We start from the raw sequence: 25058 nt of genomic DNA, 5'->3' as shown, positions 1-25058 counted from the left end.
TAGCCGTTAAAACATAAGGAATATTCAATCTATTCCGTTTCGTCCTACCACTCCCGGGCGAGTTCAAAGAAGAATCAGACTGCGTCGCACCACCCCGCAGCTCTCTGTTACTGATTCCTTTCTTTTACTGCTCCCATTCTATGTGTTTTAGTTTTCTGAAAAACTCAAATTTTACGTTCTGAATATATTAACATAATATACGTGCTTCTGTTTTCTCTGTCAATAACTTGCGAGAAAAAACAAACTGTTATTTTGTCCCTTTTTGAACGGCCTTCCAGAAGGATTCCGATTCGTGTCCTAAAGCGTAGACAGAGACACCGGCTATTTTATATTGTTTCGCCAGGCGGCTTTTTGTTTCGATTGTTTTTTCATTTTCATACCAAACAACATGTTTATGTTTCTTTTTGTCAATGTAAGAAAACGTCATAGAACCTGTTTTTTTATTGAATGCCGGCTTTGCTTTCTGCTTTTTAATGAGGGACTTGATGTCATTCCATTCCCTCGCTGAGCTGCCGCTCCCGTCTTTCAGATCCCAATCATAGCCGTACGCAGGGACCCCCATGATCACTTTATTTGCTTTGATTTTTTTGACAGAAAACTGCAGCGAGCGCTTGATCCAGCTTGTGCTTGCCACTGAGCCAGGTTCGCCCCAAATGCCGTGTTCGTCGTAAGTCATGACTTGTACATAGTCCGCATATTTTCCGATTTTCGCATAATCATACGGCCAACTCCAGTCATCGTTTTTATTATCGGCGCTTTTGGCCGGAACGGATACCATTGTTTTGATATGTTTCTTTTTCAGAGCTTGTGAGACATATTGAATGAAGCTTGAGTATGCAGAACGGTCTTTCGGATTAACTGCCTCAAAGTCAATATTGACTCCGTAATAGTGGTGCTTTTTTGCCAAAGAAATAAGCTGGTCAGTGAATCGTTTTCTCGCTGTTTTGTCAGTCATGACCCGATGCGCTAAGTTTCCGTCAAAATCATAAATAGCGTCATTATAATTGGAAATGACGGCCCACGTTTTGATTTTATTTTTCTTCGCGTATGTAAGCTGCTTGCTCGGGACATCGCCAATCACACGTCCGTTTTTATCAAACGCAAACGTATCAGTGGCAATAGAGTTGATATATTTATGATACTTCGTAAGAGAATTGTATGATGCCGTATCCCCAGTTGTATAGCCTAATGTCATACCGGCCGCCTTTGCTTCTGTTTTTGTATACATAAACAGAACGATCGCTATCGCTAGTGAAACAGCTATGATCAGCCATTTTTTCATTTCGTTTCCTCCTTTTTCACGTCATACTCTTCTCATCGGCCAAATTTTTGGAAAATGAAGTTTTTTCAAGCAGAAAGCCCGGCATAGGTAGCCGGGCTTTCTGGATCATCGGTCAGATACGAGAATATAAGCTGCTTTTACCGGACCGTGAACACCGACCACCAAATCCATTTCGATGTCGGCGGAGTTGCTCGGTCCTGTAATGTAGTTAATGCATGAGGGAACGGTGATGCCGTCAGCAATATTTTGCCGGATGATATCACTGGCTTGTGTCATTCTCGGCACGATGCTTGATTTTGGCACAATGGCGATATAGGTTGTCGGCAGAAGGCTGACAGAGCGGCCGATGTCTTTTGAAGAATAAAGGACAACCGTACCCGACTCGGCCAGTGTGATTTCACTGAATGTAATCCCCACATTGGCTTGCTCCGCTATTTTGATATTTTCTTCACCTTTGTCAGCATCCCATTCCCAGACTTGCGTTCCTTCACCAGGCCAGTCTTTGGTGAGCAGGCTTTTTAAACCGTAAGCCTCAAACCGGGGATCCTTGGGAATGATGACAGGCCCTCCGGAAAACCGGCTGACTTGTTCACGCAAGGCATCGTACAGACCGGTTGAATCCGTCTCAATCAGCTCAGTATGGATTTTGACACAATGGTTTTTGAGCACCGTGACTAAATCATCGGGCGAATACCCTTCAAATGTTTTATATTGCGGCTGATGCGCCCACTCAGGGACGGCCACGCCGCCTGTTCTTCTTTCACGGCCAAGGCGTGACGCGATCCGGTTTAAAAAGCTTTCTTGATTCTGAATGGTTCCCTTCGTCATCACTGCTCCTCCTTTGTGTGCTCAACTGTCTCTCTGTCTGTAAACCAGTCTCTGAATCTTGATTTATGCGGTGCCGGGAAATCGCGGATTTGCGTCCAGCCTTTTAGCGGACCGGGTCCTTTCGAAATTTTGTCATCCTCTGTAAAAGGCGTCATGGCGGCAGGCGCCCATTTTGAGCTCATTTTATAAAGCGACAAAGAGGAAGACCCAAGACCGAACGCTTTCATCGCAAGCTTTTCACTGATCGGCGCTCTGCCTTCTTTTTCGACGATGTTCTGACGATGCTTGAGAAGCAGCTCATGAAGCGGAATTTTGACCGGGCAGGCTTCTGAACAAGCCGCGCACAGTGTAGACGCGTACGGCAGCTCCTTGTAATCGTCATAACCGCCGAGCAGCGGCGATAAAACGGCTCCAATCGGCCCCGAGTAAATCGAGCCGTATGAGTGTCCGCCGACATGGCGGTACACAGGGCAGACATTGATACAGGCCGCACAGCGGATACATTGCAGCACAGACTGAAATTCGGTGCCCAGAATGTTGGACCGGCCGTTATCCACGATGACAAGGTGGAATTCCTCCGGGCCGTCTATTTCGTCTTCCAGTTTTGGGCCGGTTAAGGCCGTAATATAACTCGTCAGCCGCTGTCCGACAGCGCTTCTTGTCAGCATGCCGACAAGCACTTCAAATTCGGAAAATGACGGGACAATGCGTTCCATTCCCATGACAGTGATTTGTGTTTTCGGCAATGTCGTGACAAGCCGCCCGTTTCCTTCATTGGTTACAAGGCTGACTGAACCCGTGTCGGCAATGGCAAAGTTGCAGCCGGTAATGCCGATGTCGGCTTCCAGAAATTTTTGCCGCAGGATGCCGCGCGCATGCATGACGAGCTCTTCCGGTTTCTCTGTCTGTTTATAATCCAGTCTTTCTTTAAACACATCGCGAATCTGCTCTTTATTTTTATGAAGAGCCGGCGCCACAATATGTGACGGCGGGTCGTGATCATCAATCTGCAAAATATATTCGCCGAGGTCGGTTTCGACCACTTCGCAGCCTTCCTTCTCCAGCACTTCATTCAGATTGATTTCTTCTGTCACCATAGATTTAGACTTTACGATTTTTTTGCCGTTTTTCTTTTGAATCACGCTGCGGATATAAGAGGAAGCTTCTTCAGCTGTTTCAGCAAAATAAACGTGTCCTCCTCTGTTTGATACATTGGATGCTAGCTGTTCCAAATAAAAATCAAGATTTTCAAGGACATGCTGCCTGATCTCCTCAGATAACGAACGCCATTCTTCCCAGTTTCCCAGCTCTTCGGCCGCTTCCAGCCGTCTCGTCCGCAGACGCTCCTGCGCACCCGAGACAGCGCCTCTCATAAATTCATTATCGATCCCCTGTGATACCCGCTCTTTAAAAGCGTCAGTACCGATTTTCATCGCCATGATCCTTTTCCCCCTCTGTATCCAGTGTTATCTGCTGTTGAGCACTTCGGCGATGTGCATCACTTTGACATTCTTGTCCTTACGATCAAGCCGACCTCCGATATTCATCAAACAGCCGCAGTCAGCGCCGATGAGCACCTCTGCTCCCGTATCCTCCACACATGCGACTTTCTCATCAACCATCTGCTCAGAAATCTGCGCCATTTTGACAGAGAATGTTCCTCCGAATCCGCAGCAGTTGTGTTTCCCCGGAAGTGACGTGAATTCAAGCCCATTTACATGGCTCAGCAGTTTCATCGGCTCCTCCGATACGCCGAGCAGCCTTGTCATATGGCATGACGTATGTAAGGTCGCTCTTTTATGAAGGGTTGCGCCGACATCCTCTACCCCAAGGACATTGACGATAAAATCGGTTAATTCATACGTTTTATCGGCCAGCTTCTGCGCTTTATCCGCCCATTTCGGATCATCTTTAAACAGGTGCGGATACTCCCTGAACATTGTGGTGCAGGAACCGGATGGACTGACGACATAATCTGACTCCTGAAACGTTTCGATCATTCGTTTCATTGCTTTTTTGGCGTCATTTACGTAACCGCTGTTGTAAGCCGGCTGGCCGCAGCAGATCTGCCCCTCCGGAAAATCAACCTCACATCCGAGCCGCTCAAGCAGCTCTACCGTTGCTTTTCCTACGTTTGTTTGAAACATATCAACAAGACAAGTGACAAAAAGTGAGACTTTCATGATGAACCCCTCTCTCATCCCCAATATATGATCTGGTCATCTGATGACCTGAAGTTAAAGCATTTACCAATATCGTACACTATTTGGACACAAAATTGAAAGCATTTTCTAATGATTTCAGCAATAAAATAACGCCTGTACATAGGACAGCACGTTTAAAAAAGCGATACTGCTTTTTCATGTTCTTGCACACACTTTCTGTATTTCTTATATGTTTTCACAAAGAGGTAAAGGAACGAAAGACCTCATGAGCGCAAAAGCATTTCAAACAAAAAAGCACCGACGACCGCTGAACCTGACATATCCATAACCCCGATGTATAGTACAAGCTTTGCGGACGGACAGATAAGAAAACCAGAAAATAACCATGTAAATAAAAAGGAACCTGGTTCTGTACGATTCACCAGGTTCCTCATTAAATCCATCCTTTCTCCTCAGCTATACTAGCCGCTTCTGTCCGATTTTTTGCATTCAGTTTTTGGATGATTTCTGAGATATAGTTTCGGACTGTGCCTTGAGATAAATAGAGTTCAAGTGTGATGTCTTTTGTTGTCTTGCCTAAAGCAGCCAGCCGCAGTATTTGTTGTTCTCTTACAGTCAGCGGATTTTCATCACGAATCATGTTGAAGGTTAATTCCGGGCTGAACATCCGTTTTCCCTTTACACACTTTCGTATGGCATCTGCCAGATCGTCGATTTCCCCATCCTTCAAAAGATACCCGTGTACGCCGGCTTTGACGGCGCGTTCAAAATATCCGGGGCGGGCAAAGGTTGTCAGAATAATGACCTTGCTTTTACAGCCTTTTTTCATTAGCTCCTCTGCAACCTCCAGCCCGCTGTAAACCGGCATTTCAATGTCCATGATGCAGACATCCGGCTCCAGCTTGAGAATGGCTTTCAGCGCCTCTTCTCCATTTAACGCTTGTCCGATGACCTTCATATCCTCTTCCAGGTCAAGCAAGGATCCCAGAGCGCCTAAAAGCATTCGCTGGTCCTCGGCAATAAATAGACGAATCATCTATTTCGTCCTCCTCCTATCATTCTGCTTTTCTAATGAGCGGAATCGTCAGTGTCAACACCGTTCCGTTTTGGGCTGAAAGAGTCAGTCCTCCGTCAATAAACATCAGCCGCTCTTCCATTCCCCGCAATCCATTCCCAAACATCTTCTCCTTCACCGCTCCTGTTCCGTCGTCCCGTATCACAACGGTCATTTTGTCGGCATATTGAGAAATGGTGACTGCACAATGGGTCGCTTTGCTGTGCTTGATGATATTTGTCACTGCCTCCCGCATACACATACTGACAATATTTTGAGTGACGGGAGAGATGTCTGAAAAATCTTCGGTCCCTTCGTATTGAAAGGTAATATTACCCGCTCTTAAAATGTGCCGAATGTTGGCTAGCTCTTCCGTCATGGTGACCGTTCTCATATCCGCAACAAGCTCACGAACTTGTTTGAGTGCCGCACGCGAGCTTGTTTCCATTTCTTTCGCTTCAAGCTTGGTCCGTTCTGCATCTGCTGCCGCCAGCCGCTGAATCAGCTGGCTTTTTAACGTGAGGAGCGAGAGGGTATGGCCGAGTGTATCATGAAGATCGCGTGCTATCCGAACACGTTCCTCCCTTTTGGTGAGTTCCTTTATATGTTCGTTGGCTTGGTCAAGCTTTTTTTCAAGCTCTATTCTTCGAAACATGGAACGAATTCCGAAGGGAGAAATCAGCATAATGACCAGAAACGGCAGAACAGAAAACAGCTCTCTGATCGAGGCCGAATCCGCCAGAAAATGATACACGCAAGGAAATATCAGCATGAAGACAAGACCAAAGAAAGCACGGTTGAACTTCGTTTTCTCACGGTAATAGCCCACAAAGTTTGCCGGGAAAAAGCCTAAATAAATATAGCTGATATGATAAAACAAACTATAAATAAAAATAATGGCCATTTGCGCGCATAACCAATACGTAAATGAAGGTCTGTCCGCACTGACAAACAATTGACGATATGTCACAACAAATAGGAGCAGCATGCCATATCCCAGCACTTGTTTGCTGCCCGATTCCCTCAATAAAGAAAGAAACGGCATAATGGTATACACCAAAAAGATATAAGGGAAAAAACCGAATTGCTTGGGGAATATGGATTTTATAAGTTTCATGTATTACACCGCTTCTTGTTTTCTTCTTATATACTTAAATAGTAGCATGAAGATCAGTAAATAAGCGATTAACATCAGAACATTTTTCCAGGTTGGAAGCTCGCCTTGAACAAGAGCCCACGCTCCGCTCCCAAAATGATAAGACGGGAGCCACTGCCCTATGTTTTTCAATATGTCCGGCATGACCTCGATCGGCATCCACATGCCCCCGCTTATCGCCAGCAGCATGTAAAGCACATTACTGACCCCGGCTGCCGTTTCTACTTTTCTCATGAGACCGATTAATGTTCCTAACGCTAAGAACGGAAATGCGCCAATTAAAATCCAAAGCCCGCTCATCACCCATTCAAACAGTGACAAGTCAATGCTGTTTATGATGGCGCCCGCAAGAAAAATGACAGTAATAGATAAAAGATGAATGACACTTTGCCCGATCATCTGAGCCGCCAAATAAATATGATCCGGAAGAGGCGTGATGCGGATAAAAACTGACCAGCCTTGCGCCTGTTCTTGTACCAAACGGATTCCAAGCGTCATCATAGACGAGCCCATTACGCTGAAGGTTGTCATAGACATTAGGTAATGGGCATTCCAGGCGCCTTTGTCAGCGACATTGGTATTCACTACGTTTGTAAAGAGATAGTAAAAGGCAATCGGCATAACAAGCGACCAAAACACAAAATATTTATTCCTGAGCACCCTTTTCATTTCAGCTATGCACTGTTTCCGCAGCATGTTCATCTCACATCGCCTCCCTGTTCCCGTCAGCAAGCTGTCGAAATGCCTCATCAAGTGTTCCTTGTTCGATTCGAATATCACGTGCATTGATGTGTTCTTGAAAGATGAGCGCCAACACTTTATCAGTATTTGACGTTTGAATACTGACTCGCTGATGTTTTTGCGTCACTCGTTCTACTTCCGGATGCCGATAAAGCTTTTCCAATGATTCATCCGATGGAACCTTAAAGGAGACAGACTGTTTCTGAATCCTTGCCCTGATTTGTTTCGGCGTTTCGTCTGCGGCAAGCCGTCCTTCAGCAAAAAACAAAATGCGCTGTGCGGCATCATCTGCTTCCTGTAAATAATGGGTTGAAAAAATAATGGTCTTTCCTTGATCCGCCAAGCTATTCACTGTCTTCCAAAACTGGTGTCTGGATGTCGTGTCCATTCCGACAGTCGGTTCATCAAATACTAGTAACTCCGGATTGCCGGCAAGTGCCAAAGCAAAGCTCAGACGGCGTTTTTGTCCGCCGGATAATTTCTCTGCCGGTGTTTTCAAATCTTCTTTTGTGAGTGCTGTCAGCGAAACAAGCTCTTTCATGGATAATGGATGGGGATAATAACTGCGGATAAGCTCGAGGGTTTCGCAGACCTTTAATCCCGGCATAACACTCACCTCCTGCAGCATGGTGCCGATTTTTTGACGCACCTGCTTTTCATCAGGCTGACGGTTAAATAATTTGATTTCACCCTCACTTGGCTTCAGCAATCCCAGCATCATAGAGATCGCTGTTGTCTTCCCTGCGCCATTCGGGCCGAGGATGGCGACAATCTCTCCTTTTCCTATGCTGAATTGAATGTTCTTCACTGCTGTTTTTTGCTGAAAATATTTTGTGACATTTCTTACTGACACAACCTCATTCATCACATGAGCACCTCCTGATTGCTTACATCAATTGTAAAATACCGGAACAGATGATTTTTAGTAAGGGGTGTCATGATTATGAGATGACAAATGTCATTTGTCTCATTCAGGTGATATGACCGCCTTATATTATTTCCGGCACCCAGGCAATCCTCCCGCTACATCTTCCATCATTCCTGCTCTCCATGCCGCATGTCCTCTATCTGCAAGACTCCTATTTACTTTCATAGAATGACCGCAATTCACACCCCGAAGTGGTATGATATACATAGTAATCTTCATGTCGTTTTGGCTGAAAGGAGCAGACTATGAATCAATCAATTTTGACTAGGAATCATGTGAAGGTGAGGGGGAATGGCACAACACCAATTGTATTTGCACCTGGATTCGGGTGTGATCAAAGTGTGTGGGATGCCGTAGTTCCTGCCTTTGAAGACGAATATCAGCTGATTTTATTTGATTACGTGGGTGCGGGGAATTCTGATTTGCGGGCATATGATATGAATCGTTACAGCACACTTGACGGCTATGCACAAGATGTTATCGATGTTTGCGAAGCCTTAGATCTGTCAAAAATTGTGTTTGTGGGGCATTCTGTCGGGGCTGTCATTGGCATGCTTGCATCATTACGCCGTCCTGAGCTTTTTTCACAGCTGATTATGGTGGGGCCTTCTCCTTGCTATTTAAATGATCCGCCTGAGTATTACGGAGGTTTTGAGGAAGAGCAGCTCCTTGGGTTAATCGAGATGATGGAGAAAAATTACATTGGCTGGGCAACCGTTTTTGCGGCGACCGTAGTGAATCAGCCGGATCGTCCAGAAATTAAGGAAGAGCTGGAAAGCCGTTTTTGTTCTACTGATCCTATCATCGCACGGCAATTCGCGAAGGCGGCGTTTTTTTCAGATCATCGAAAAGATCTTCCAAAGGTGACCGTGCCTTCGCTTATCCTGCAATGTTCGAATGATGTCATTGCACCGTCAGCAGTAGGTGAGTATATGCAAAAGCATCTCCCTTACAGCACACTCATACAGATGAAAGCCAACGGGCACTGCCCGCATATGAGCCATCCCGAAGAGACAGTACAGCTGATCAGGGATTATTTGAATGCATACGTGATTTAGGAACGAAAGGGATAGAGGTGACCCTCTGAATGGATCAACAATTGAATTATGCACCATGCGGTTTCCTTACTTTATCTGAAGAGGGTACAATTTTAGCTGTCAATCACACCTTGCTTAAGATTCTTGATTATGAACCGGAACAGGTGATCGGCCAGCATATCAATGCTCTTTTAACCGTTCCTGCAAAGCTTTTTTATCAGCTTTATTTTGTTCCGCTTTTGCAGCTGGAGCAACACATTGAAGAAATGTACATCTCCCTGGAAACAAACAATGGGGAAGAAATCCCGGTCCTAGTAAACGCTGTTCAGAGAACGGATCAGGAAGCTGCTGTAACAGAATGCGTTGTCATTCCGATGCGGAAGCGAAACGAATATGAAAATGAGCTGCTGATTGCCAGAAACGAGGTCGAGGAAGCACTGCTCGCCAAACAGAAAGCAAATGCGGAGTTAGAAAATGCTTTGCGGATGCTGAAGGAGAAACAAGAAGAGCTCCTCGCGATCAATAAGGAAAATCAGCAATTCAGATCGAATACAAAAAGAGAGCTTGAACTCGCCAGAAAGATTCAAGAAAATTCATTGACCGAACCGATGATGACGGATCATATTCAAATTGAATCGTATTATAAAGCATCCAGTGACTTATCAGGCGACTTATATGGATTTTATCAAATCGATGAGCACCGCTACGGCTTGATCATCCTTGATGTAATGGGACACGGCATTTCTTCTGCATTAGTTACGATGTCCCTCCATCCTTTGTTCCAACGATTAATGACGCAGGGGCTCAGTCCCGACAAAGTCATGAAAGAGTTAGACTACCATCTTCACAGCTTGTTTCAAAACGATGAGGAGGCAAGGCATTATTGCACAGCTATTTGTCTTATCATTGATACAGACCGGCAAAGAATTGAATATGTCAACGCGGGCCATCCGCCCGCATTATGGCAGGATGCTAAGGGAACCCAATCAACGCTGGACACAACCGCTCCGCCAATCGGGATGTTTGAAGAAGCGGTGTTTCAGTCAAGCACCCTTCACTATACACACGGCGGAAGGCTGCTTCTGTATACAGACGGTGTGATGGACCCGACGGCTTCATGTTATTTAGTCCATTTATTAAAGGATCATCCTGTTTTGCCTATAACTGAACTGAAAAACAAAATCCTCTCATCTCTTCAAGCTGAGCCTAAAAATGATGATGAGTGTTTTATTTTAATAGATGTAAAATAAAAGAATCCATGAGAGATAACAATGCATTGTTACGCCTCATGGATTTTCATTTTTTCAGTGATTTTTCGGGATATGGCCTGTTTCCGCGTATTTGAATACCTGTAAGGACGGCAGCGGGTGTCCGTTGAAATCAAACAAAGCTTGATTATCCACTGCACTTCCCCCGTACCACTTACCTGCGTCTTCAGGATCGTATTCGGCTGCATAGCTGGCGGCCCAGCCGGAACCGTATGTTTCCCATATCGTTTTATTTCTCTCCAATTGCGTCTTCGGGCCGACAGGAACCCATGCAGGCTCCCAATAAAAAACACCCAGTCCGGCCGGTCCTGTTTTTGCCACTGCGTCCATCACATCTCTTACGGCATTTGCCTGGCCTTGCACTGAAATCGGGTATGGCAGCGTCTGACTGCTTTTAGGCGCTGTGTTTTCATGTCCGTCTCCGTCCTCAGCCGTATAGGTGTATGACGTTTCCGCCACCATGACTTTTTTGCCGTACGTATCCGCAACAGCTTTCAGTACGGAGGACAAATTGTGTAACGTACCGTGCCAGAATGGATAATACGAGCTGGCAAATACATCATAATCGACTTTGTTTTTGTTGAGGGTTTCAGCAATATATGAATATCGTCCTGGCGTTTCTGGGTTGGTGAAATGCAGCGCGACCAATATGTCTCGATTTATTTCCCTGACTGCCCGGCTACCTTCATTGAATAATTGACTCATCTTCCTCCAATCCGTTTCACCGGCAATTGCTCCTGTTGTTTCGTTTCCGACCTGTACCATACCGATATCAATGCCTTCCCTGACCATGGCCTGCAGACTTTGTTTTGTAAATGCATAGAGCTTTGCTTTCTTTGCTTCGAAGCTTAAGTTCACCCAAGCTTTTGGCACCTTCTGTTTTGCAGGATCAGCCCAGAAATCCGAATAATGAAAGTCTGCCAGCAGCTTCATCCCGTTCGCGGTTGCCCTTTTTCCGATTTGGATGGCTTTTTGAACATCATTATTGCCTCCTCCATAACCATTGCCATGAGCGTTATACGGGTCATTCCAGATGCGGACGCGGACATAGTTGACACCTGCTTGCTTTAAGGTTGTAAAGATGTCCTGACGTTTCCCGCTTGCATTGTAAAAGGTCACACCGCTGTTCTCTAAAGCAATTATGCTCGACACGTCAACTCCTTTGATAAAGTCCTTGTTCATGCCCGCTACCTTTTTAACAAATAAGTCATCCGCACGAAGCTCCGATACATATTTCTTCCCCTCTGTCGCAGCATATCCAGTCGAACTTCCGATTCCGCTCCAGACGATGACAGCCGCTAACAGCATGATGATTCTGCTTTTCATATTTCCACCCTCTCACGTAAGCGATTTCAAAAAAGACCCCGCCCATATCGAGCGGAGGCACACCTTAATGTGAGTTCACGACAATTCTCACTTCATATTTTTCCAAGATCAAGTCACCTGAAAGCATTTCACCAGTAACGATATCCTTCACACGCTTATCAAACGAAACCAGCTGCTGTTGTTCCGTAAAATTCATGATGAAAATATAATCATTGTGCTGATCCTGTCTCGCCTGTACGGAGACGCCTTTTCCATGCTTAACCGGAAAAACCGGAGATAAAGACAGTTCTTTTATCAAACTTAAATAAAAATCTCGGTGAAATTGATCCTCTAAACGCGCGCCGATAAAATACGCTTTTCCTTGTTCATATTGATGGCTTGTAACCGCGGGGGTATGCGCATAAAAGTCATCCTGATACACACCCTCTGCCGTTGCGGCTTTCAATTCGATCACCGTTGCATAATCTTTCATTTCATACGTTTGATTGCGATAGCTGACAGCATTTCGATCTTTCGGATACAGCGTATCTGTTTCGAGCGTCTCAATTCCAAATATCGTTTGCAAGTCTGGATGCCAACCGCCTGTGTACGTTAAATCATGCTCATTGACGATTCCGCTGATATACGTCATCACCAAGGTGCCTCCGTTAGCCGTAAACTTCTTTAATCGCGAAATGGTTTCTTCACTGATTACATACAGCATGGGTACGATCAGCAGCTTATACGCTGAAAAATCATGTTCTTTTGTAATCACGTCGACCGGGATATCCTGTTCCCAGAAAGTGCGGTAATGCTGCTGCAGTGTTTGCGGATAACGCTTTGTCGCTTTTGCAAACCCCTGAGCGTCCTGAAGCGCCCAGTCATTTTCCCAATCATACAAAATAGCAGCTTCAGACGGCCTCTTCGTTCCAACGACTTCAGCAAGCTGCTCCAATGTCTCCCCGACTTTTGCCACTTCTTGAAAGACACGGTTCTTTGGGCTGTTGTCATGATCCACAATCGCCCCATGCAGTTTTTCCGACGATCCCCGTGATTTTCGAAATTGGAAATAGAGAATGCTGTCTGATCCGTGGGCAATCATTTGCATAGATGAAAGCAGGTTCATGCCGGGGCGCTTTGCTTTATTGACGTTATGCCAATTGACAGCGCTGGGCGTACACTCCATAAGTAAAAAGGGCTGCTGCTTCAGGCTTCGGTAAAGATCATTGATAAAGCCGACCTTCATCGCCAAATCTGCTGTGCTTTCCCAATCATTGTGCCACACAGGATAAGCGTCCCAGCTGATGACATCCACATGCTTTGCAAATTTGCTGTAGTCCAGGCCTTGATACGGAATCAAATCCGGTGTGTCAGCCATAAAGTTCGTTGTGATAGGAATATCAGGCGTCAGTTCTTTCAGCGGAATGATTTCATTTTCATAAAACGAAATGGTTTGATCCGTGACAAACCGGCGCCAGTCTAAGTTCAGTCCATGCAAGCCATTTTCTCCAATCGGGGAAGGGCTTTCAATTTGAGACCAGTCATTAAATGTATGGCTCCAAAACGGTGTCCACCACGCGTTATTCAATGCCTTGAGACTATTATCATATTTCATTCTCAGCCACTCTCTGAAAGCGTTCTGGCATAGGTCACAGTGGCATTCTCCTCCATATTCATTGGAAATATGCCACATCAAAAGCGCCGGATGACCGCCGTATCTTTCTGCTAATAAACGGTTGATGTGCCGCGTTTTTTCACGATAGACCTTGGACGTCAGACAGTGGTTGTGCCGTCCGCCGTGCAGCTGTTTCACCCTGGAGGCATTGACCCGCAGCACTTCAGGATAGGTTTGCGACAGCCAGGCAGGACGCGCTCCGCTCGGCGTTGCTAAAATGACACGGCCGCCGATGCTGTGAATACGGTCAAAAACATCATCAAGCCATTCAAATTGATATACACCTTCCTCCGGCTCAAGCGCACTCCATGCAAAAATGCCGACAGAAAACGTATTGGTATGCGAAAGCTTCATCAGCTTTATATCGTCGGCTAAAATATCCGGCCGATCCAGCCATTGATCAGGATTGTAGTCTCCTCCGTGGAGCATAAACTTCGCTTTTGTAACGTGCGTTTTTTCAAGCTTTGACATGATTTTTTCCCCCTTATTCTCTTATCCTTTCGTTCCGCCTGCGGTTAATCCGGACACAAAGTTCTTTTGCAGCATGATAAAGATGACGGCAACCGGTATACTGATGAGCAAGGCACCCGCCGCAAATGTCGTATAACTTGCTCCCATGACATCATTGACTAAATTGAATAAGCCTACGGGCAATGTATATGATTCCGGTGTTCTCAATATCGTTGATGACAAAACAAAATCTCCGAGCGGACCGGTAAAGCCATTCATCGCAACCACTGCCGCCATCGGTTTTGATAAAGGCAGGATGATCTGCAAAAAGATCCTCGTGCTGCTTGCTCCGTCCATTTTTGCACTTTCGTCTAAATCAATCGGAATGGAATCCATATATCCTTTCATCAAGTACGTATTCATCGGGATCAGGCCGCCGATATAAAGCAGGATCAGCAGCCAATGGCTATTGACCATTCCTAATATTTGAGCCAGCACAAACAGGGCAATCAAAGCAGAAAACTGAGGGATCATTTGCAGCAATAAAAAGAGTGTTAATGCGTATTTCCTTCCTTTAAACCGAAAGCGGGAAAATGCATAAGCCGTAAACGTCACACAGATCAGTGAGCCAGCCATCGTAAACAGGCTGATTTTTATCGAGTTGATATACCACTGCACATATTGAAGGCTTTCCTTGCCCGCAAATAATTCTTTGTAGTGGTCAAATGTCGGATTCTTCGGAATGAGGGATGTACTGATTAAACTGTTGCCGGGATTAAAGCTGGCGCCTGCCGTCCAAAGGAGAGGATACACAATGATGACCGCCATGCAGGCTAAAAACAAGTAAGAGAAAAGGAGCCGCACAAATTTTCTGACCTTCATATCTGCCAGCATGTCTTATGCCTCCTCTTTAAAAGACTTCGTCTGTCTGAATTGCCACAATGCAATGGCAATCACAAACACAGACAATAAAATGGTTAAAGCAGCCGCAAGGGAATATTGGCTCGACTGCATCGTCAATTTATAAATCCACGATACAAGGATATCTGTTCCGCCGGCTGTTGATCCGGCTACAGCCGGACCGCCACCATTGAAAAGATAAATAATATTAAAGTTATTAAAATTAAATGTGAACTGTGTAATGATAATCGGAGACATCGCAATGAACACCATCGGGAGCGTGATGTATCTCAGCTTTGAGAAGATGGAAGCGCCATCAATTGTCGCCGCTTCGTAAAGATCTTCAGGGATCGATTGCAAAACACCTGTTGAAACAAGGAAGATATACGGAAAACCAAGCCAGCCCTGCATGAGGATCAGCGCCAGCCTCGACCAATTCGCATCTGTCATCCACGGAAGCGGCTCAATGCCAAAGAAAGCCAAAATGTCTTGATTCATTGCGCCGAAACTATCGTTAAACAAACCGGCAAAAATTAAAATCGTGACAAAGCCGGGAACAGCCCATGGCAAAATCAAAATGGTCCGGAAAAACCGTTTAAACCGGATGTCTTTCTGATTCACAATGATCGCCAGACATATCCCCAGACTGACTTGCAGAGTGGAGGCACAAAGTGTCCACATCACTGTCCAAGCCAGCACATCAAAAAAGGTCGAGCGCCAAATATCAACAGTGAAAATATCAGTGAATGTTTGAAAACCAACCCAATCTACTAATTTAGCAGGAGGGGAATGATATAAATCATAGTTTGTAAAAGCTAAGGCAAAGCTGAATAAGATGGGAAAGATCACTGCGAAAATTAAAATAAACAGAGATGGTCCGCTGACAACATATGGATAGCCTTGAGCAATAATATTTTGATATTGTTCTTTGAGAGAGCTCATAGGCTTCTTTTCATCTCGCCGTTTTCCGCTTTGATAAGCGTCTCGCAAATTCACATAATATACCGCGAGTCCAAAGCATGTCACAATGACAGCGATAATGCCTTCCGCCAGCAAAAAGACCGAGTTATCCCGCGGCACTTCTGTTCCCAGCGTAAAAATTCCCCAAAGCCCCATATTCAGCAAATCTCCAAATACCGCAAAAAACGATGCGCCCAGTAGGAGAAACAAGAGGCCTTTTATCCATTGTTTGTTGTAGAATTGCCCAAGGCCCGGAATGATTGACAGTAACAAAGCGACTTTACGATGCTGCACCGTTTTCACCTCTCTTACAATACAAATCTTCTTTTCTCTTTATTTTCCGCTATGCTTTGCCTTCATCTGCCCTTTGGCCGTTTCAGCAGCCTGATCTAAGGCTTTTTTTGGGTTCGCTTTTCCTGTTGCAATCGTTTGTAATGCTGAATCCGCCGGGGTCCATATTTCGTTCATTTCCGGTATATTCGGCGTCTGCTCTGAGAAGCGGGATTGCTCGGTGACCGCCCGTGCCGCTTCGCTTTTCATGATCGCCTTGTCACTCGCTAATGATTGAACGGCCGGAACTTCTTTCGTTTGTTCATATCGTTTTTTAGAATTCTTTTCATTAGCCAGAAAAACGGCTAACTCTTGTGCCAGCTCTGCATGTTTTGAAAATGCGCTGACATTGTAGCTTTTGACGCCGATAAACGAGCTCATGTTTTTGCCGTTTTCCAGCTTAGGAAGCTTTGTGATGCCATAATCAATTCCCGCTTTTGAAAAGGCTTCTACATTCCACGGGCCTGAGATTATCGCGGCAGCCTTTCCTTCTGTAAACAGCGATTCGAGTACATTGATTCCCTGCTCTCCGACAATGCCGGCCGGGAATAAGCCGTCTTGATAAAACTTCTGAATCAGCTCAGCACCTTTGACAGCGCCTTCATTATTGATTCCAAGATCAGACGGGTCATCGTTTCCGTCCTTATCCTTTCCAAAGATATATCCGCCGTACCCGCCCATGACACTTTGCGCGTAATAAATTTGATCAAATAAGGCTAAAAATCCAAATTTGCTGCCATCAGCCGTTTTTTTAGAGTAGTCGTACCACTCTTCCAGCGTTTGCGGCAATTCGTCCTCTGAGATGAGATCTTTGTTATAAAAAAGCACAGTTGTTTCGACGGCTTTAGGCAGGCCATAAAGCTTTTGATCCACCATTTGAGACTGAATGGATGCGTCTGTGTAGAGCGATTGAACATCCTTTTCGACGTTTAATTCTTTGATTAATCCCTCTGTGACAGCCGTTCCGATCTGGTCACCGGGCATTGTCAACACGTCAGGCCCTGTGCCGGCCGGGCCGTCCATACGCAAATCTTCAATCTGCTGGGCATAAGGTTTTTCAACAACCTTGACCTTTACATCATGCTCTTTTTCAAATTCGGCAACGGCGTCTTTAATGCCGATGCTTTTTTCTTTATCCTCCCACACAACAAGCTCCGAGCCCTTTGAACTTGTTTTTTCGCTGCTGCTTTCCTGCGGGCCGCAGGCGGTTAAAGATAAACTGACAGCCACGCAGAGCATGACACCGGTGTACTTTTTTACCATTTTCATCAATTGTCACCCTTTCGCTCTTAATGAAAGCGCTTTAAAAATAATATAGCACGGCTGAGAAAATGTGTAAACAAACTATTTACTCACATCGGTAAATTTTTTCACCAAATAAAAAATGACTTAGACTCCTAAGCCATTTTGAAATATGATTTAATTTAGGCTCTTTCTAACGATTAATTCAGCCCCCATATATAACGTTTTAACCGTTTTCCGTTTTTCCAGCACTCGCTCAAGCAATAATTCCACAGCGTTTTTACATAGTTCCTTGATATCAATATGAAAGGTTGTCAACGGCGGAGAGACGTACTTGGCAAAGCTGATGTTATTGATACTCACGACGCTCACTCTGTTTGGTATCGCGATGCCTTTTTCATTCAGGGCTTGCAGACAGCCGACCGCGATCGGGTCTGCCGCGATAAAAAAGGCGGTCGGAAGCTGATCGCCCAATGCTTCAATCGCTTTAGTCATCAGGCGGTAGCCATTTTCGACGGAGAAGCCGCGGTGGCATAAAATATAGCGCTCGTCCAGCATCCCTTTTTCCTGCATATAGGATCGGAACGTTTTTTCACGAATATCCATTTCATCCTGATTCGTGTTCGGATTTTTGTACGTGCCGCCAATAAATCCGATATTCTTATGCCCTTTTTCAAGCAGGATGTTTACCGTTTTCTTCGTCATTTGCGCTAAGTCCGGCCTGACCGAATCAAAATGGTCAGGATCAGGGGAAGAGTCAATAAAAACGCCGTTCTCCGTCAGATTTCTGAGAAACGCTAATTCTTTATCAGAAAAGGTACCCACGGCAATAAAACCTTCTGTATGAGCTGGAATGCATTCAATACCGTCCGTTATTTTATAGGTCGTCATGTCGACATTGAAGGTTTTCGCCAAATTCTCTACTTCTAATCTCATTGTTTTGAAATAGACATCTTCCAGCTCCTCTTGATCTGTCAGCCAATATAAAAAAGCAATGTGTTTCACCAGCGGCCTTACAGTTTTCTTGCGATAATTAAGTTTCTCTGCGGCTTCATAGATCTTTTCACGCGTCTCGTCCGGTACAGAAAGGCTCTCATCGTTATTTAAAACGCGGGAAACGGTTGAAATCGAGAATCCCGCGGCTTGTGCGATATCTTTAATTGTCGCCATTATATCTGCCTCCATTTTTAAGCATGCCAGTGGCCATTTTAGTAAAACATTTTACTTCCTTTTTCTTAAATGTCAAGCAGTGTAAGCTGCACAAAGTAAATAAGACTGAACCATTGCAGCTCAGTCTTGATTGTTTGTATGCACGAGCAGCATTGCCCGGGAAATGAGTCGGTTATTGGACGTTTTCCTCAAAATATCTCGAAAGGACATCTTCCACATTCGTCAAGTGTGCCAGCATCGCTTCTTCCGCCTTTGCTCCGTCCTGGGCAGCCACGGCATTATAAATCCGTTCATGCTCCTCGTAAAGCCGCTTCACCGAGGTCTTCTTGGAAAACAGCCAGATTTTCCGCGTTTCTCTCATGGTTTCCAGAAGCAATGATGATACGTGATTCATCAAATGTTTGAGCAGATCGTTTTGTGAAGCGTCAGCAAGTGCCAAATGAAAAGCGAAGTCTGCTTTTTCACCGAGCTCCCCGTCTGTTTCAATCTCACTCATTTCCTTTAACGCCGCATAAATGCTTTGGAGATCCTCTTCTGTCCGTTTTTCGGCAGCTAATGAAGCCACGCCGATTTCAAGCAGTTTTCTGACCTCGAGCAGCTGTTTGACATCTTCTTTTTTCATTAAAAGTGCGGCTGACAGAGGCTGAGAAATTTGATCGGGTTCAAACTCCTTCAGGTAAGTGCCTTCGCCCTGCTTCATTTCAACAAGTCCCATCGCTTTTAATGCGGAAAGCGCTTCGCGCACCGCTGAACGGCTGACTTGAAAGCTTTCGGAAAGTGCCTGAACGGAGTCTAATTTATCCCCTGGCTTCAGTTGGCCGTTTTTGATCATTTCTAATAATGCATCTGCTACTTCTTCATATATCTTCTTTGTTTTAATCTGTTTATATTTCAATGCAATTCACCCCGCAACTTGTAGGTCTGGCTGTTTACGATCTATTATACTCCCTTTTGGGCGCCGCCAAAAGATTTAGACAATTTCGTTAAAAAGTCTTGTACTTTGATTTTTTTCAAAATATAATGCTAGGTAACTGGTCTTATTATCCAGTCATCAGATGATCATATCATCTTTAGAAACCGCTTACAAAAAGCCGGTTATGTTTGAAGGAGGGGTTTGGGATGCAATGGACACAGGCCTATACGCCTATAGGGGGAAATTTGCTTTTATCTGCGCTTGCCGCACTTGTACCGATTATTTTCTTTTTTTGGGCACTCGCCATTAAACGAATGAAGGGGTATACCGCGGGATTGTCCACCTTGGGAATCGCGCTGCTGATTGCGGTATTGGTTTACGGAATGCCGGCGGAAAAAGCTCTGATGTCCGCTACACAAGGAGCCGTATACGGCATTCTGCCGATCGGCTGGATCATTGTGACGTCTGTTTTTTTGTATAAAATCACCGTAAAAACGGGACAGTTTGATATCATTCGCAGCTCTGTTCTCTCGATTACCGATGACCGACGGCTTCAGGCGCTGCTGATCGCTTTCTCATTCGGGGCTTTTTTAGAAGGGGCGGCGGGCTTTGGGGCGCCGGTCGCGATTTCAGCCGCGTTGCTTGTCGGCCTCGGTTTTAACCCTCTTTATGCGGCGGGAATCTGTTTGATTGCCAATACGGCACCAGTAGCCTTCGGGGCGATTGGGATTCCGATTACAGCCGTTGAAGGGCCTACCGGAATTCCGGCGATGGAGATTTCTCAGATGGTTGGGCGGCAGCTGCCGTTTTTATCTGTATTTATTCCTCTTTATTTAATTATCATTATGAGCGGGTTCAAGAAAGCCTTTGAGGTGTGGCCGGCGATTCTCGTTTCCGGTGTTTCCTTTGCCGCTGTTCAGTATCTCAGCTCCAACTTTCTGGGGCCAGAGCTGCCGGATGTTTTGTCGGCGCTAGTGTCGATGGCTGCGCTAGCTGTGTTTTTAAAATGGTGGAAGCCGAAGAAAACATTCCGGTTTGCGGGGGAACAGGAATCGGCAGCCGCGATTGAAACGGCAAAACTGCACCCTGATGCACCGGCTTACACCGGCGGGCAGATTTTTAAGGCCTGGTCGCCGTTTCTGCTGCTGACGGTGATGATTTCTGTTTGGGGCATTCCGTCGGTCAAATCCGCGCTGACAGGGCATTACGAAGGCACAGCCGTTTTCTTGAATTGGCTGAATGTGATTGGAGAAAAGCTGACTTTTGCTCCTGGGGTGCCTTTTTTGAACAATCAGATCGTCAATGCTGACGGCACTCCGATTGAAGCGGTGTATAAGCTTGAGGTCCTCGGTTCGGCAGGCACCGCAATTTTAATTGCCGCATTGCTGTCAAAATTCATCACGTCGATCCCGTGGAAAGACTGGGGAGCTGTTTTTAGCGAAACACTGCAGGAATTGAAATTTCCGATTTTGACAATCGCCTCGGTCGTTGGTTTTGCATATGTCACCAACTCCTCGGGGATGAGCACGACGCTCGGCATGACGCTTGCGCTGACAGGCTCGATGTTTACCTTCTTTTCGCCGGTTCTCGGCTGGCTCGGCGTCTTTATTACCGGCTCGGATACGTCAGCTAACCTGCTGTTTGGCAACCTGCAGAAAGTAACGGCCTTATCGGTCGGAATGGACCCTGTTCTATCGGTCGCGGCCAATTCATCAGGCGGCGTCACCGGCAAAATGATTTCTCCGCAATCGATCGCGGTCGCGTGTGCGGCAGTCGGGCTCGCCGGGAAGGAGTCGGATCTTTTCCGCTTTACAATTAAGCACAGCTTGTTTTTGCTGCTGCTCGTCTGTATCATCACCTTTTTGCAGCACCAGTTCTTCAGCTGGATGATTCCGTAAAAAAATCCTCCTTACAGGGAGGATTTTATTTGTACCGTTTTCTGGCTGCCGATGACGGAATGTTCAATTGATCGCGGTATTTCGCCACTGTGCGTCTGGAGATTTGGATGCGGTGCTGTTCATATAACAGGTCGGCAAGCTTTTGATCTGAGAGGGGTTTTGTTTTATCCTCGTGCTGAATCAATGCTTCAAGATGCGTTTTAACCGCATAGTTGGATGTATCGCCATCCCCAGAGGCCTCCGCTTTTCCTGAGAAGAACATCTTCATCTCAAACAATCCGTAAGGCGTTTGTATCGTTTTTCCTTTAATGGCCCGGCTGATGGTTGATTCATGCAGGCTTAGACAATCCGCCACCTCTCTCAGTGTCAGCGGCTTCATGGCGCTCCGGCCTTTCAAGAAAAAATCTTTTTGACGCGCGGTCAGCTCATTTACAATTCTGGTGATCGTCTGCTTCCGCTGCCTCAGCGCGCGGCTCAGCCAGCGCCACTCCTGATATTTAGTAGATAAATAGGAAACCGTATCCTGACAGGCGCCCGACGATAGAAGCGGCCTGTACTGCGGATGCAGCTCAATCTCCGGGAACGAGCGGCTGTTCAGTTCCGCTGTAATGTGGCCGTTTTTAACGGTGATGAAAATGTCGGGTTCAATATACATATCATGCTCCGGACTGGCAAACAGAAGGCCGGGTCTTGGGTGAAGCGCAGCAATTTTATCAGAAATATCCTGAATCGTGTGAAGCGGCATTCCAGTTTCTTTTGAAAGCGCTTTCCAGTTTTTTTGCGCAAATACATCAAAGTGTTCTGAAACAAGCAGTTCTGCCTGTTCATTTCTGCTCGGGAGACGCTGTAATTGCAGCAAGATACACTCTTGAAGAGATCTTGCGCCGATGCCCGCTGGTTCAAGCGACTGAAGTTTTCTCAGAACCGCTTCCGCTTCCTCTGCCGAAACAGACAGGCGCCGGGCTGCCTCCTCCACATCTTCCTCCAGATATCCGTTTGAATCTAGCGAATGTATCAGATAATTAAAAATCTTTTTTTCAGTGTTTGACAGATTCATATCCAACGATTGCTGTTTGAGGACATCCTGCAGTGTTTTTTGCGGATTGCTTAATTGAAGGCCCGCCTCCTGCCTGCTGATCCTGTTTTTGTTTGTTTTATGGTAAGATAGTGGCGGTGTGTCTGTTTCCTTTCGTTCAATAAGAGGGTTTTCCAGTGAGAGCTCATCAATGTATTCGGCCAGTTCCGCCGAATGATAGCTAAGCAGCGTGATGGCCTGCCTGAGCTCCTGTGTCAGTTGAGGCTTTAGTACTTGTACTTGCTGAAGTTTCATATCCATCTTGCTCACTCCCCTTTCTTCATTGTACATGATTGGGATGACACCGTATACATTTATGAAAAAGGAGCTGCCAAAGAAATGTCTGAACTTTTTTCTGTACCGTATTTTATTGAAAACTTAAAGCAGCATATTGAAATGAACCCGTCTGAGGATAAGATCCACGCAATGAACAGCTACTACCGTTCTGTGGTCTCAACACTTGTGCAGGATCAGCTGACAAAAAACTCAGTTGTCCTGAAGCGGATTCAGCATTTAGATGAAGCCTACAACAAGGTAAAACGCGGAGAAACAAAATAAACCTTCCGCTCACATATGAGCAGGAAGGTTTTCCTTCTTTGAGGCGTCCCGAATGATTTGAGTGTTTGGCACTCCCTCCATCCAAGTATGATAGTAGTTGGCGTTTTTTCCGTAGGAATTATCAATGACCGTGTTTTCTTTTTGAAGAAGTGAAGACAAAATGTGGCCGTGCAGCCTTGACGTTTCCACCGATTTGTAACGGCTGAAAAAACGAATGGCTTTATTGATGATGTAATCTGAATATTTTCTCCATATAAATGCGATTGGCAGAGGATTGCCCGCTTTTTTGTTCAGGACGTTCAGCGTTTGGAGAAAAGCGATTGTCCGGCGGTCTGAAGCTGATAGCACGGTGCGCCAGTCATAGCTTTCCGCTTGCGCATGTCTTTGAAGCTCATCATTTGCTTCATGATCTGTTCTGATAAATCTCAACTTTTGACCGGTCGGCTGCTGTGTCGGAATGATGGGAAACAGCTGGTGGGCCATATCAGGCAAGAGCTTGATATGATTGTTTTGAAAGTACGCCTGTGCCGTGGCATAGGAGGCTTTTTCCCTTGTGATAATATGCAGATTTGAATGGGCAGAGAAAATGTCAGCTGTCCGTTTTAAGTTATCTTCATTCTGATAATAAATCGATTGCGGCAGGATAACGATTTTGTGGTCCGGATAAGTTTGAACGATTTTCTCTCTAAATCCTTGATAGTACGGATATAAATCCCCGAAGTTGCCGCCTCCCTGACAGACGATGATCAGATTCGGATCAAGCTTTCGTCCGATTGGAAAATTGTCTGGGTTCCAGCGTTTTCTGACCCGAATGTCATTTTCTTTAAAGAAGGCTTCCGTTCCTTTCATAATAAACAAATCCCCTACATTTCCGTATAGAGGATAGTCGGCGTAAATGATTTCGGATTGCTTCGGTATCATATCGAGCAGCCCGGCCAGTTTTTTCTTCAGGCTGATCATTGAATGCTTGCTGTCCATCTCTTCACCTCTGTTGTTTGGAATAAGTGTAACAACACATCGATTACTCGGTCTTGATCTTCTTCGGTCATATTTGTTCCGGATGGGAGGCAGATCCCTCGCCTGAATAAGGTGTCGCACACACTTTCAGAATCTGTATGGGAATAAAATGCAGATGACGCAAACAGCGGCTGGGTATGCAGCGGCTTCCAAAGCGGTCTCGCTTCAATCTGTTCTTCAGCAAGATGCTGAACCACGTCATATGGAGTCAGCCCGTTATCGAGCGTGAGTGCAGTAAGCCAGCGGTTGGACACGCCTTCCGAGTATTCCGGCATAAAGCAAACGCCATCTATGCTGCCAAGCGCTTTTTCGTACCTCGCAAAAATCTCCCGTCTTTTCTCCACCCGCTCATCCAGCACCTCAAGCTGGGCAATACCGACTCCTGCAAGGATATTGCTCAATCTGTAGTTGTGCCCGATTTCACTGTGCTGATAATGAACAGCGGGATCGCGGGCCTGTGAAGCGAGAAATCTTGCTTTTTCAATGGCGGCTTCATCGTCTGACACAAGCATCCCGCCTCCTGAAGTCGTGATGATTTTATTTCCGTTAAATGAATAAATGCCGAAACGGCCGAATGTCCCGCTCTGCTTCCCTTTATAGACAGCACCGAGGGATTCAGCCGCATCCTCAATGACCGGCACTCCGTATGAATCGCACAGGCTTACAATGTCATCCATTTTCGCGCTTTGTCCGTACAGGTTGACGGCAATGACCGCTTTTGGCGGATTTCCATTTCGTTTCGCTTCCTCCAGTGCTCTTTCAAGGGCTTTCGGAGACATATTCCACGTATCTGGCTCAGAATCGATAAAGACAGGCACCGCTTTTTCGTATAAAATCGGGTTTGCCGTTGCCACAAATGTAAAAGACGGACAAAACACGGTATCTCCCGCTTTGACATCCAGCAAACGTAGCGCCAAATGAATTGCGGCGGTGCCTGAGCTGACCGCAGCCGCCCCTTTGGCGCCGACTCGTTCAGCCAATTTTTCTTCAAAAGTATTCACAAGCGGCCCAAGCGGCGCAATCCAGTTTGAGTGAAAGGCTTCTGAAATATAATGCTGCTCCCTGCCGCTCATATGAGGGGCTGATAAGTAGATTTTTTTATGCAT

Annotated in this window: 23 protein-coding genes and 1 other annotated feature (1 of these 24 only partly in view); of the genes, 4 read left to right on the top strand and 19 right to left on the bottom strand. The window is 45.8% G+C overall.

The window, feature by feature from the left end; genetic code table 11:
- Nucleotides 1-150: a binding site (T-box leader), on the bottom strand (it extends 90 nt beyond the left edge of the window).
- A 97-nt stretch (nucleotides 151-247) separates the two neighbouring features.
- The 9 genes from NST16_RS01075 to NST16_RS01035 all read right to left on the bottom strand — a co-directional run bounded on the left by NST16_RS01075 (nucleotide 248) and on the right by NST16_RS01035 (nucleotide 8094).
- The gene (locus tag NST16_RS01075) at nucleotides 248-1282 is read right to left on the bottom strand and encodes a glycosyl hydrolase family 18 protein (protein ID WP_340883602.1); all 1035 of its coding nucleotides are present in this window, start codon (nucleotides 1280-1282) and stop codon (nucleotides 248-250) included.
- Nucleotides 1283-1387: 105 nt separating this feature from the next.
- Nucleotides 1388-2110 (bottom strand): lactate utilization protein LutC, encoded by a 723-nt coding sequence (lutC, locus tag NST16_RS01070; RefSeq protein ID WP_340883600.1) that lies wholly within the window; start codon nucleotides 2108-2110, stop codon nucleotides 1388-1390.
- Nucleotides 2110-3549, bottom strand: a complete 1440-nt coding sequence (gene lutB, locus NST16_RS01065; RefSeq protein WP_340883598.1) for a lactate utilization iron-sulfur protein LutB — start codon at nucleotides 3547-3549, stop codon at nucleotides 2110-2112. The genes lutC and lutB overlap by 1 nt, the downstream gene beginning before the upstream one ends.
- 27 nt (nucleotides 3550-3576) lie before the next feature.
- On the bottom strand, nucleotides 3577-4293 hold the full coding sequence (locus NST16_RS01060) for a (Fe-S)-binding protein (protein ID WP_010331927.1): 717 nt from the start codon (nucleotides 4291-4293) through the stop codon (nucleotides 3577-3579).
- Between the two features lie 245 nt (nucleotides 4294-4538).
- Nucleotides 4539-4697: a hypothetical protein gene (locus NST16_RS01055; RefSeq protein ID WP_154648865.1), complete on the bottom strand. Its 159-nt coding sequence runs from the start codon at nucleotides 4695-4697 to the stop codon at nucleotides 4539-4541.
- Nucleotides 4698-4708: 11 nt separating this feature from the next.
- On the bottom strand, nucleotides 4709-5311 hold the full coding sequence (yvfU, locus tag NST16_RS01050) for a two-component system response regulator YvfU (RefSeq protein WP_010331928.1): 603 nt from the start codon (nucleotides 5309-5311) through the stop codon (nucleotides 4709-4711).
- A 19-nt stretch (nucleotides 5312-5330) separates the two neighbouring features.
- Complete coding sequence (locus NST16_RS01045; protein ID WP_326191713.1) at nucleotides 5331-6446, bottom strand: sensor histidine kinase; 1116 nt, start codon at nucleotides 6444-6446, stop codon at nucleotides 5331-5333.
- A 3-nt stretch (nucleotides 6447-6449) separates the two neighbouring features.
- Nucleotides 6450-7187 (bottom strand): ABC transporter permease, encoded by a 738-nt coding sequence (locus tag NST16_RS01040; protein ID WP_340883591.1) that lies wholly within the window; start codon nucleotides 7185-7187, stop codon nucleotides 6450-6452.
- A 1-nt stretch (nucleotide 7188) separates the two neighbouring features.
- Nucleotides 7189-8094 carry an ABC transporter ATP-binding protein gene (locus NST16_RS01035; RefSeq protein ID WP_326127901.1) on the bottom strand — a complete coding sequence of 302 codons (906 nt, stop codon included), beginning with the start codon at nucleotides 8092-8094 and terminating at the stop codon, nucleotides 7189-7191.
- A 305-nt stretch (nucleotides 8095-8399) separates the two neighbouring features.
- Here NST16_RS01035 and NST16_RS01030 point away from each other — a divergent pair, with 305 nt between their 5' ends.
- Complete coding sequence (locus NST16_RS01030; protein ID WP_026014611.1) at nucleotides 8400-9212, top strand: alpha/beta fold hydrolase; 813 nt, start codon at nucleotides 8400-8402, stop codon at nucleotides 9210-9212.
- Nucleotides 9213-9241: 29 nt separating this feature from the next.
- Complete coding sequence (locus tag NST16_RS01025) at nucleotides 9242-10441, top strand: SpoIIE family protein phosphatase (protein WP_340883583.1); 1200 nt, start codon at nucleotides 9242-9244, stop codon at nucleotides 10439-10441.
- A gap of 54 nt (nucleotides 10442-10495) precedes the next feature.
- On the opposite strand, the gene NST16_RS01020 is transcribed toward NST16_RS01025, so the two are convergent.
- From NST16_RS01020 to lutR, 7 genes are all read right to left on the bottom strand, one after another.
- Nucleotides 10496-11785, bottom strand: a complete 1290-nt coding sequence (locus NST16_RS01020) for an arabinogalactan endo-1,4-beta-galactosidase (protein WP_340883582.1) — start codon at nucleotides 11783-11785, stop codon at nucleotides 10496-10498.
- A gap of 64 nt (nucleotides 11786-11849) precedes the next feature.
- The gene (locus NST16_RS01015) at nucleotides 11850-13913 is read right to left on the bottom strand and encodes a beta-galactosidase (protein ID WP_340888242.1); all 2064 of its coding nucleotides are present in this window, start codon (nucleotides 13911-13913) and stop codon (nucleotides 11850-11852) included.
- Between the two features lie 18 nt (nucleotides 13914-13931).
- Nucleotides 13932-14783: an arabinogalactan oligomer ABC transporter permease GanQ gene (ganQ, locus tag NST16_RS01010; protein WP_010331936.1), complete on the bottom strand. Its 852-nt coding sequence runs from the start codon at nucleotides 14781-14783 to the stop codon at nucleotides 13932-13934.
- Nucleotides 14784-14786: 3 nt separating this feature from the next.
- Complete coding sequence (locus NST16_RS01005) at nucleotides 14787-16043, bottom strand: carbohydrate ABC transporter permease (protein WP_340883580.1); 1257 nt, start codon at nucleotides 16041-16043, stop codon at nucleotides 14787-14789.
- A 39-nt stretch (nucleotides 16044-16082) separates the two neighbouring features.
- Nucleotides 16083-17348 carry a sugar ABC transporter substrate-binding protein gene (locus tag NST16_RS01000; RefSeq protein WP_340883578.1) on the bottom strand — a complete coding sequence of 422 codons (1266 nt, stop codon included), beginning with the start codon at nucleotides 17346-17348 and terminating at the stop codon, nucleotides 16083-16085.
- Between the two features lie 150 nt (nucleotides 17349-17498).
- A complete protein-coding gene (locus tag NST16_RS00995; RefSeq protein WP_229149281.1) occupies nucleotides 17499-18491 on the bottom strand; it encodes a LacI family DNA-binding transcriptional regulator in 993 nt (330 codons plus the stop codon).
- A 172-nt stretch (nucleotides 18492-18663) separates the two neighbouring features.
- Entirely contained in the window at nucleotides 18664-19386 is a 723-nt protein-coding gene (gene lutR / locus NST16_RS00990) for an L-lactate utilization/bacilysin biosynthesis transcriptional regulator LutR (RefSeq protein WP_340883577.1), read from the bottom strand.
- A gap of 224 nt (nucleotides 19387-19610) precedes the next feature.
- Here lutR and lutP point away from each other — a divergent pair, with 224 nt between their 5' ends.
- Nucleotides 19611-21302, top strand: coding sequence for an L-lactate permease LutP (gene lutP / locus NST16_RS00985; protein ID WP_168748794.1), 1692 nt, complete (start codon nucleotides 19611-19613; stop codon nucleotides 21300-21302).
- Nucleotides 21303-21327: 25 nt separating this feature from the next.
- On the opposite strand, the gene rpoN is transcribed toward lutP, so the two are convergent.
- The gene (gene rpoN / locus NST16_RS00980; protein ID WP_268504618.1) at nucleotides 21328-22638 is read right to left on the bottom strand and encodes an RNA polymerase factor sigma-54; all 1311 of its coding nucleotides are present in this window, start codon (nucleotides 22636-22638) and stop codon (nucleotides 21328-21330) included.
- A 78-nt stretch (nucleotides 22639-22716) separates the two neighbouring features.
- On the opposite strand from rpoN, the gene yvfG reads away from it, so the two are divergent.
- Nucleotides 22717-22935, top strand: coding sequence for a protein YvfG (gene yvfG / locus NST16_RS00975; protein WP_010331943.1), 219 nt, complete (start codon nucleotides 22717-22719; stop codon nucleotides 22933-22935).
- A 9-nt stretch (nucleotides 22936-22944) separates the two neighbouring features.
- Here yvfG and NST16_RS00970 read toward each other — a convergent pair whose 3' ends face one another.
- Entirely contained in the window at nucleotides 22945-23913 is a 969-nt protein-coding gene (locus tag NST16_RS00970) for a polysaccharide pyruvyl transferase family protein (protein ID WP_229149291.1), read from the bottom strand.
- Complete coding sequence (locus NST16_RS00965; RefSeq protein WP_326196711.1) at nucleotides 23892-25058, bottom strand: DegT/DnrJ/EryC1/StrS family aminotransferase; 1167 nt, start codon at nucleotides 25056-25058, stop codon at nucleotides 23892-23894. The genes NST16_RS00970 and NST16_RS00965 overlap by 22 nt, the downstream gene beginning before the upstream one ends.

It is taken from the genome of Bacillus sp. FSL K6-1005 (genome assembly GCF_038000225.1).
In the GTDB taxonomy this organism is placed as follows: Bacteria; Bacillota; Bacilli; order Bacillales; family Bacillaceae; genus Bacillus; species Bacillus mojavensis.
The sequence above is the reverse complement of the archived record's forward strand: the minus strand, read 5'-3'. Positions and strand labels throughout refer to the sequence as shown.

Excerpts from the sequence above, each read along its gene's own strand:
- NST16_RS01075 (WP_340883602.1), bottom strand. The coding sequence starts at position 1,282 with ATGAAAAAATGGCTGATCATAGCTGTTTCACTAGCGATAGCGATCGTT.
- ganQ (WP_010331936.1), bottom strand. The coding sequence starts at position 14,783 with ATGCTGGCAGATATGAAGGTCAGAAAATTTGTGCGGCTCCTTTTCTCT.
- lutB (WP_340883598.1), bottom strand. The coding sequence starts at position 3,549 with ATGGCGATGAAAATCGGTACTGACGCTTTTAAAGAGCGGGTATCACAG.
- NST16_RS00995 (WP_229149281.1), bottom strand. The coding sequence starts at position 18,491 with ATGGCGACAATTAAAGATATCGCACAAGCCGCGGGATTCTCGATTTCA.
- lutP (WP_168748794.1), top strand. The coding sequence starts at position 19,611 with ATGCAATGGACACAGGCCTATACGCCTATAGGGGGAAATTTGCTTTTA.
- NST16_RS01040 (WP_340883591.1), bottom strand. The coding sequence starts at position 7,187 with ATGAACATGCTGCGGAAACAGTGCATAGCTGAAATGAAAAGGGTGCTC.
- lutC (WP_340883600.1), bottom strand. The coding sequence starts at position 2,110 with ATGACGAAGGGAACCATTCAGAATCAAGAAAGCTTTTTAAACCGGATC.
- rpoN (WP_268504618.1), bottom strand. The coding sequence starts at position 22,638 with ATGGATATGAAACTTCAGCAAGTACAAGTACTAAAGCCTCAACTGACA.
- yvfG (WP_010331943.1), top strand. The coding sequence starts at position 22,717 with ATGTCTGAACTTTTTTCTGTACCGTATTTTATTGAAAACTTAAAGCAG.
- NST16_RS00965 (WP_326196711.1), bottom strand. The coding sequence starts at position 25,058 with ATGCATAAAAAAATCTACTTATCAGCCCCTCATATGAGCGGCAGGGAG.
- NST16_RS01025 (WP_340883583.1), top strand. The coding sequence starts at position 9,242 with ATGGATCAACAATTGAATTATGCACCATGCGGTTTCCTTACTTTATCT.
- NST16_RS01020 (WP_340883582.1), bottom strand. The coding sequence starts at position 11,785 with ATGAAAAGCAGAATCATCATGCTGTTAGCGGCTGTCATCGTCTGGAGC.
- NST16_RS01060 (WP_010331927.1), bottom strand. The coding sequence starts at position 4,293 with ATGAAAGTCTCACTTTTTGTCACTTGTCTTGTTGATATGTTTCAAACA.
- NST16_RS00970 (WP_229149291.1), bottom strand. The coding sequence starts at position 23,913 with ATGGACAGCAAGCATTCAATGATCAGCCTGAAGAAAAAACTGGCCGGG.
- yvfU (WP_010331928.1), bottom strand. The coding sequence starts at position 5,311 with ATGATTCGTCTATTTATTGCCGAGGACCAGCGAATGCTTTTAGGCGCT.
- NST16_RS01045 (WP_326191713.1), bottom strand. The coding sequence starts at position 6,446 with ATGAAACTTATAAAATCCATATTCCCCAAGCAATTCGGTTTTTTCCCT.
- NST16_RS01000 (WP_340883578.1), bottom strand. The coding sequence starts at position 17,348 with ATGAAAATGGTAAAAAAGTACACCGGTGTCATGCTCTGCGTGGCTGTC.
- NST16_RS01030 (WP_026014611.1), top strand. The coding sequence starts at position 8,400 with ATGAATCAATCAATTTTGACTAGGAATCATGTGAAGGTGAGGGGGAAT.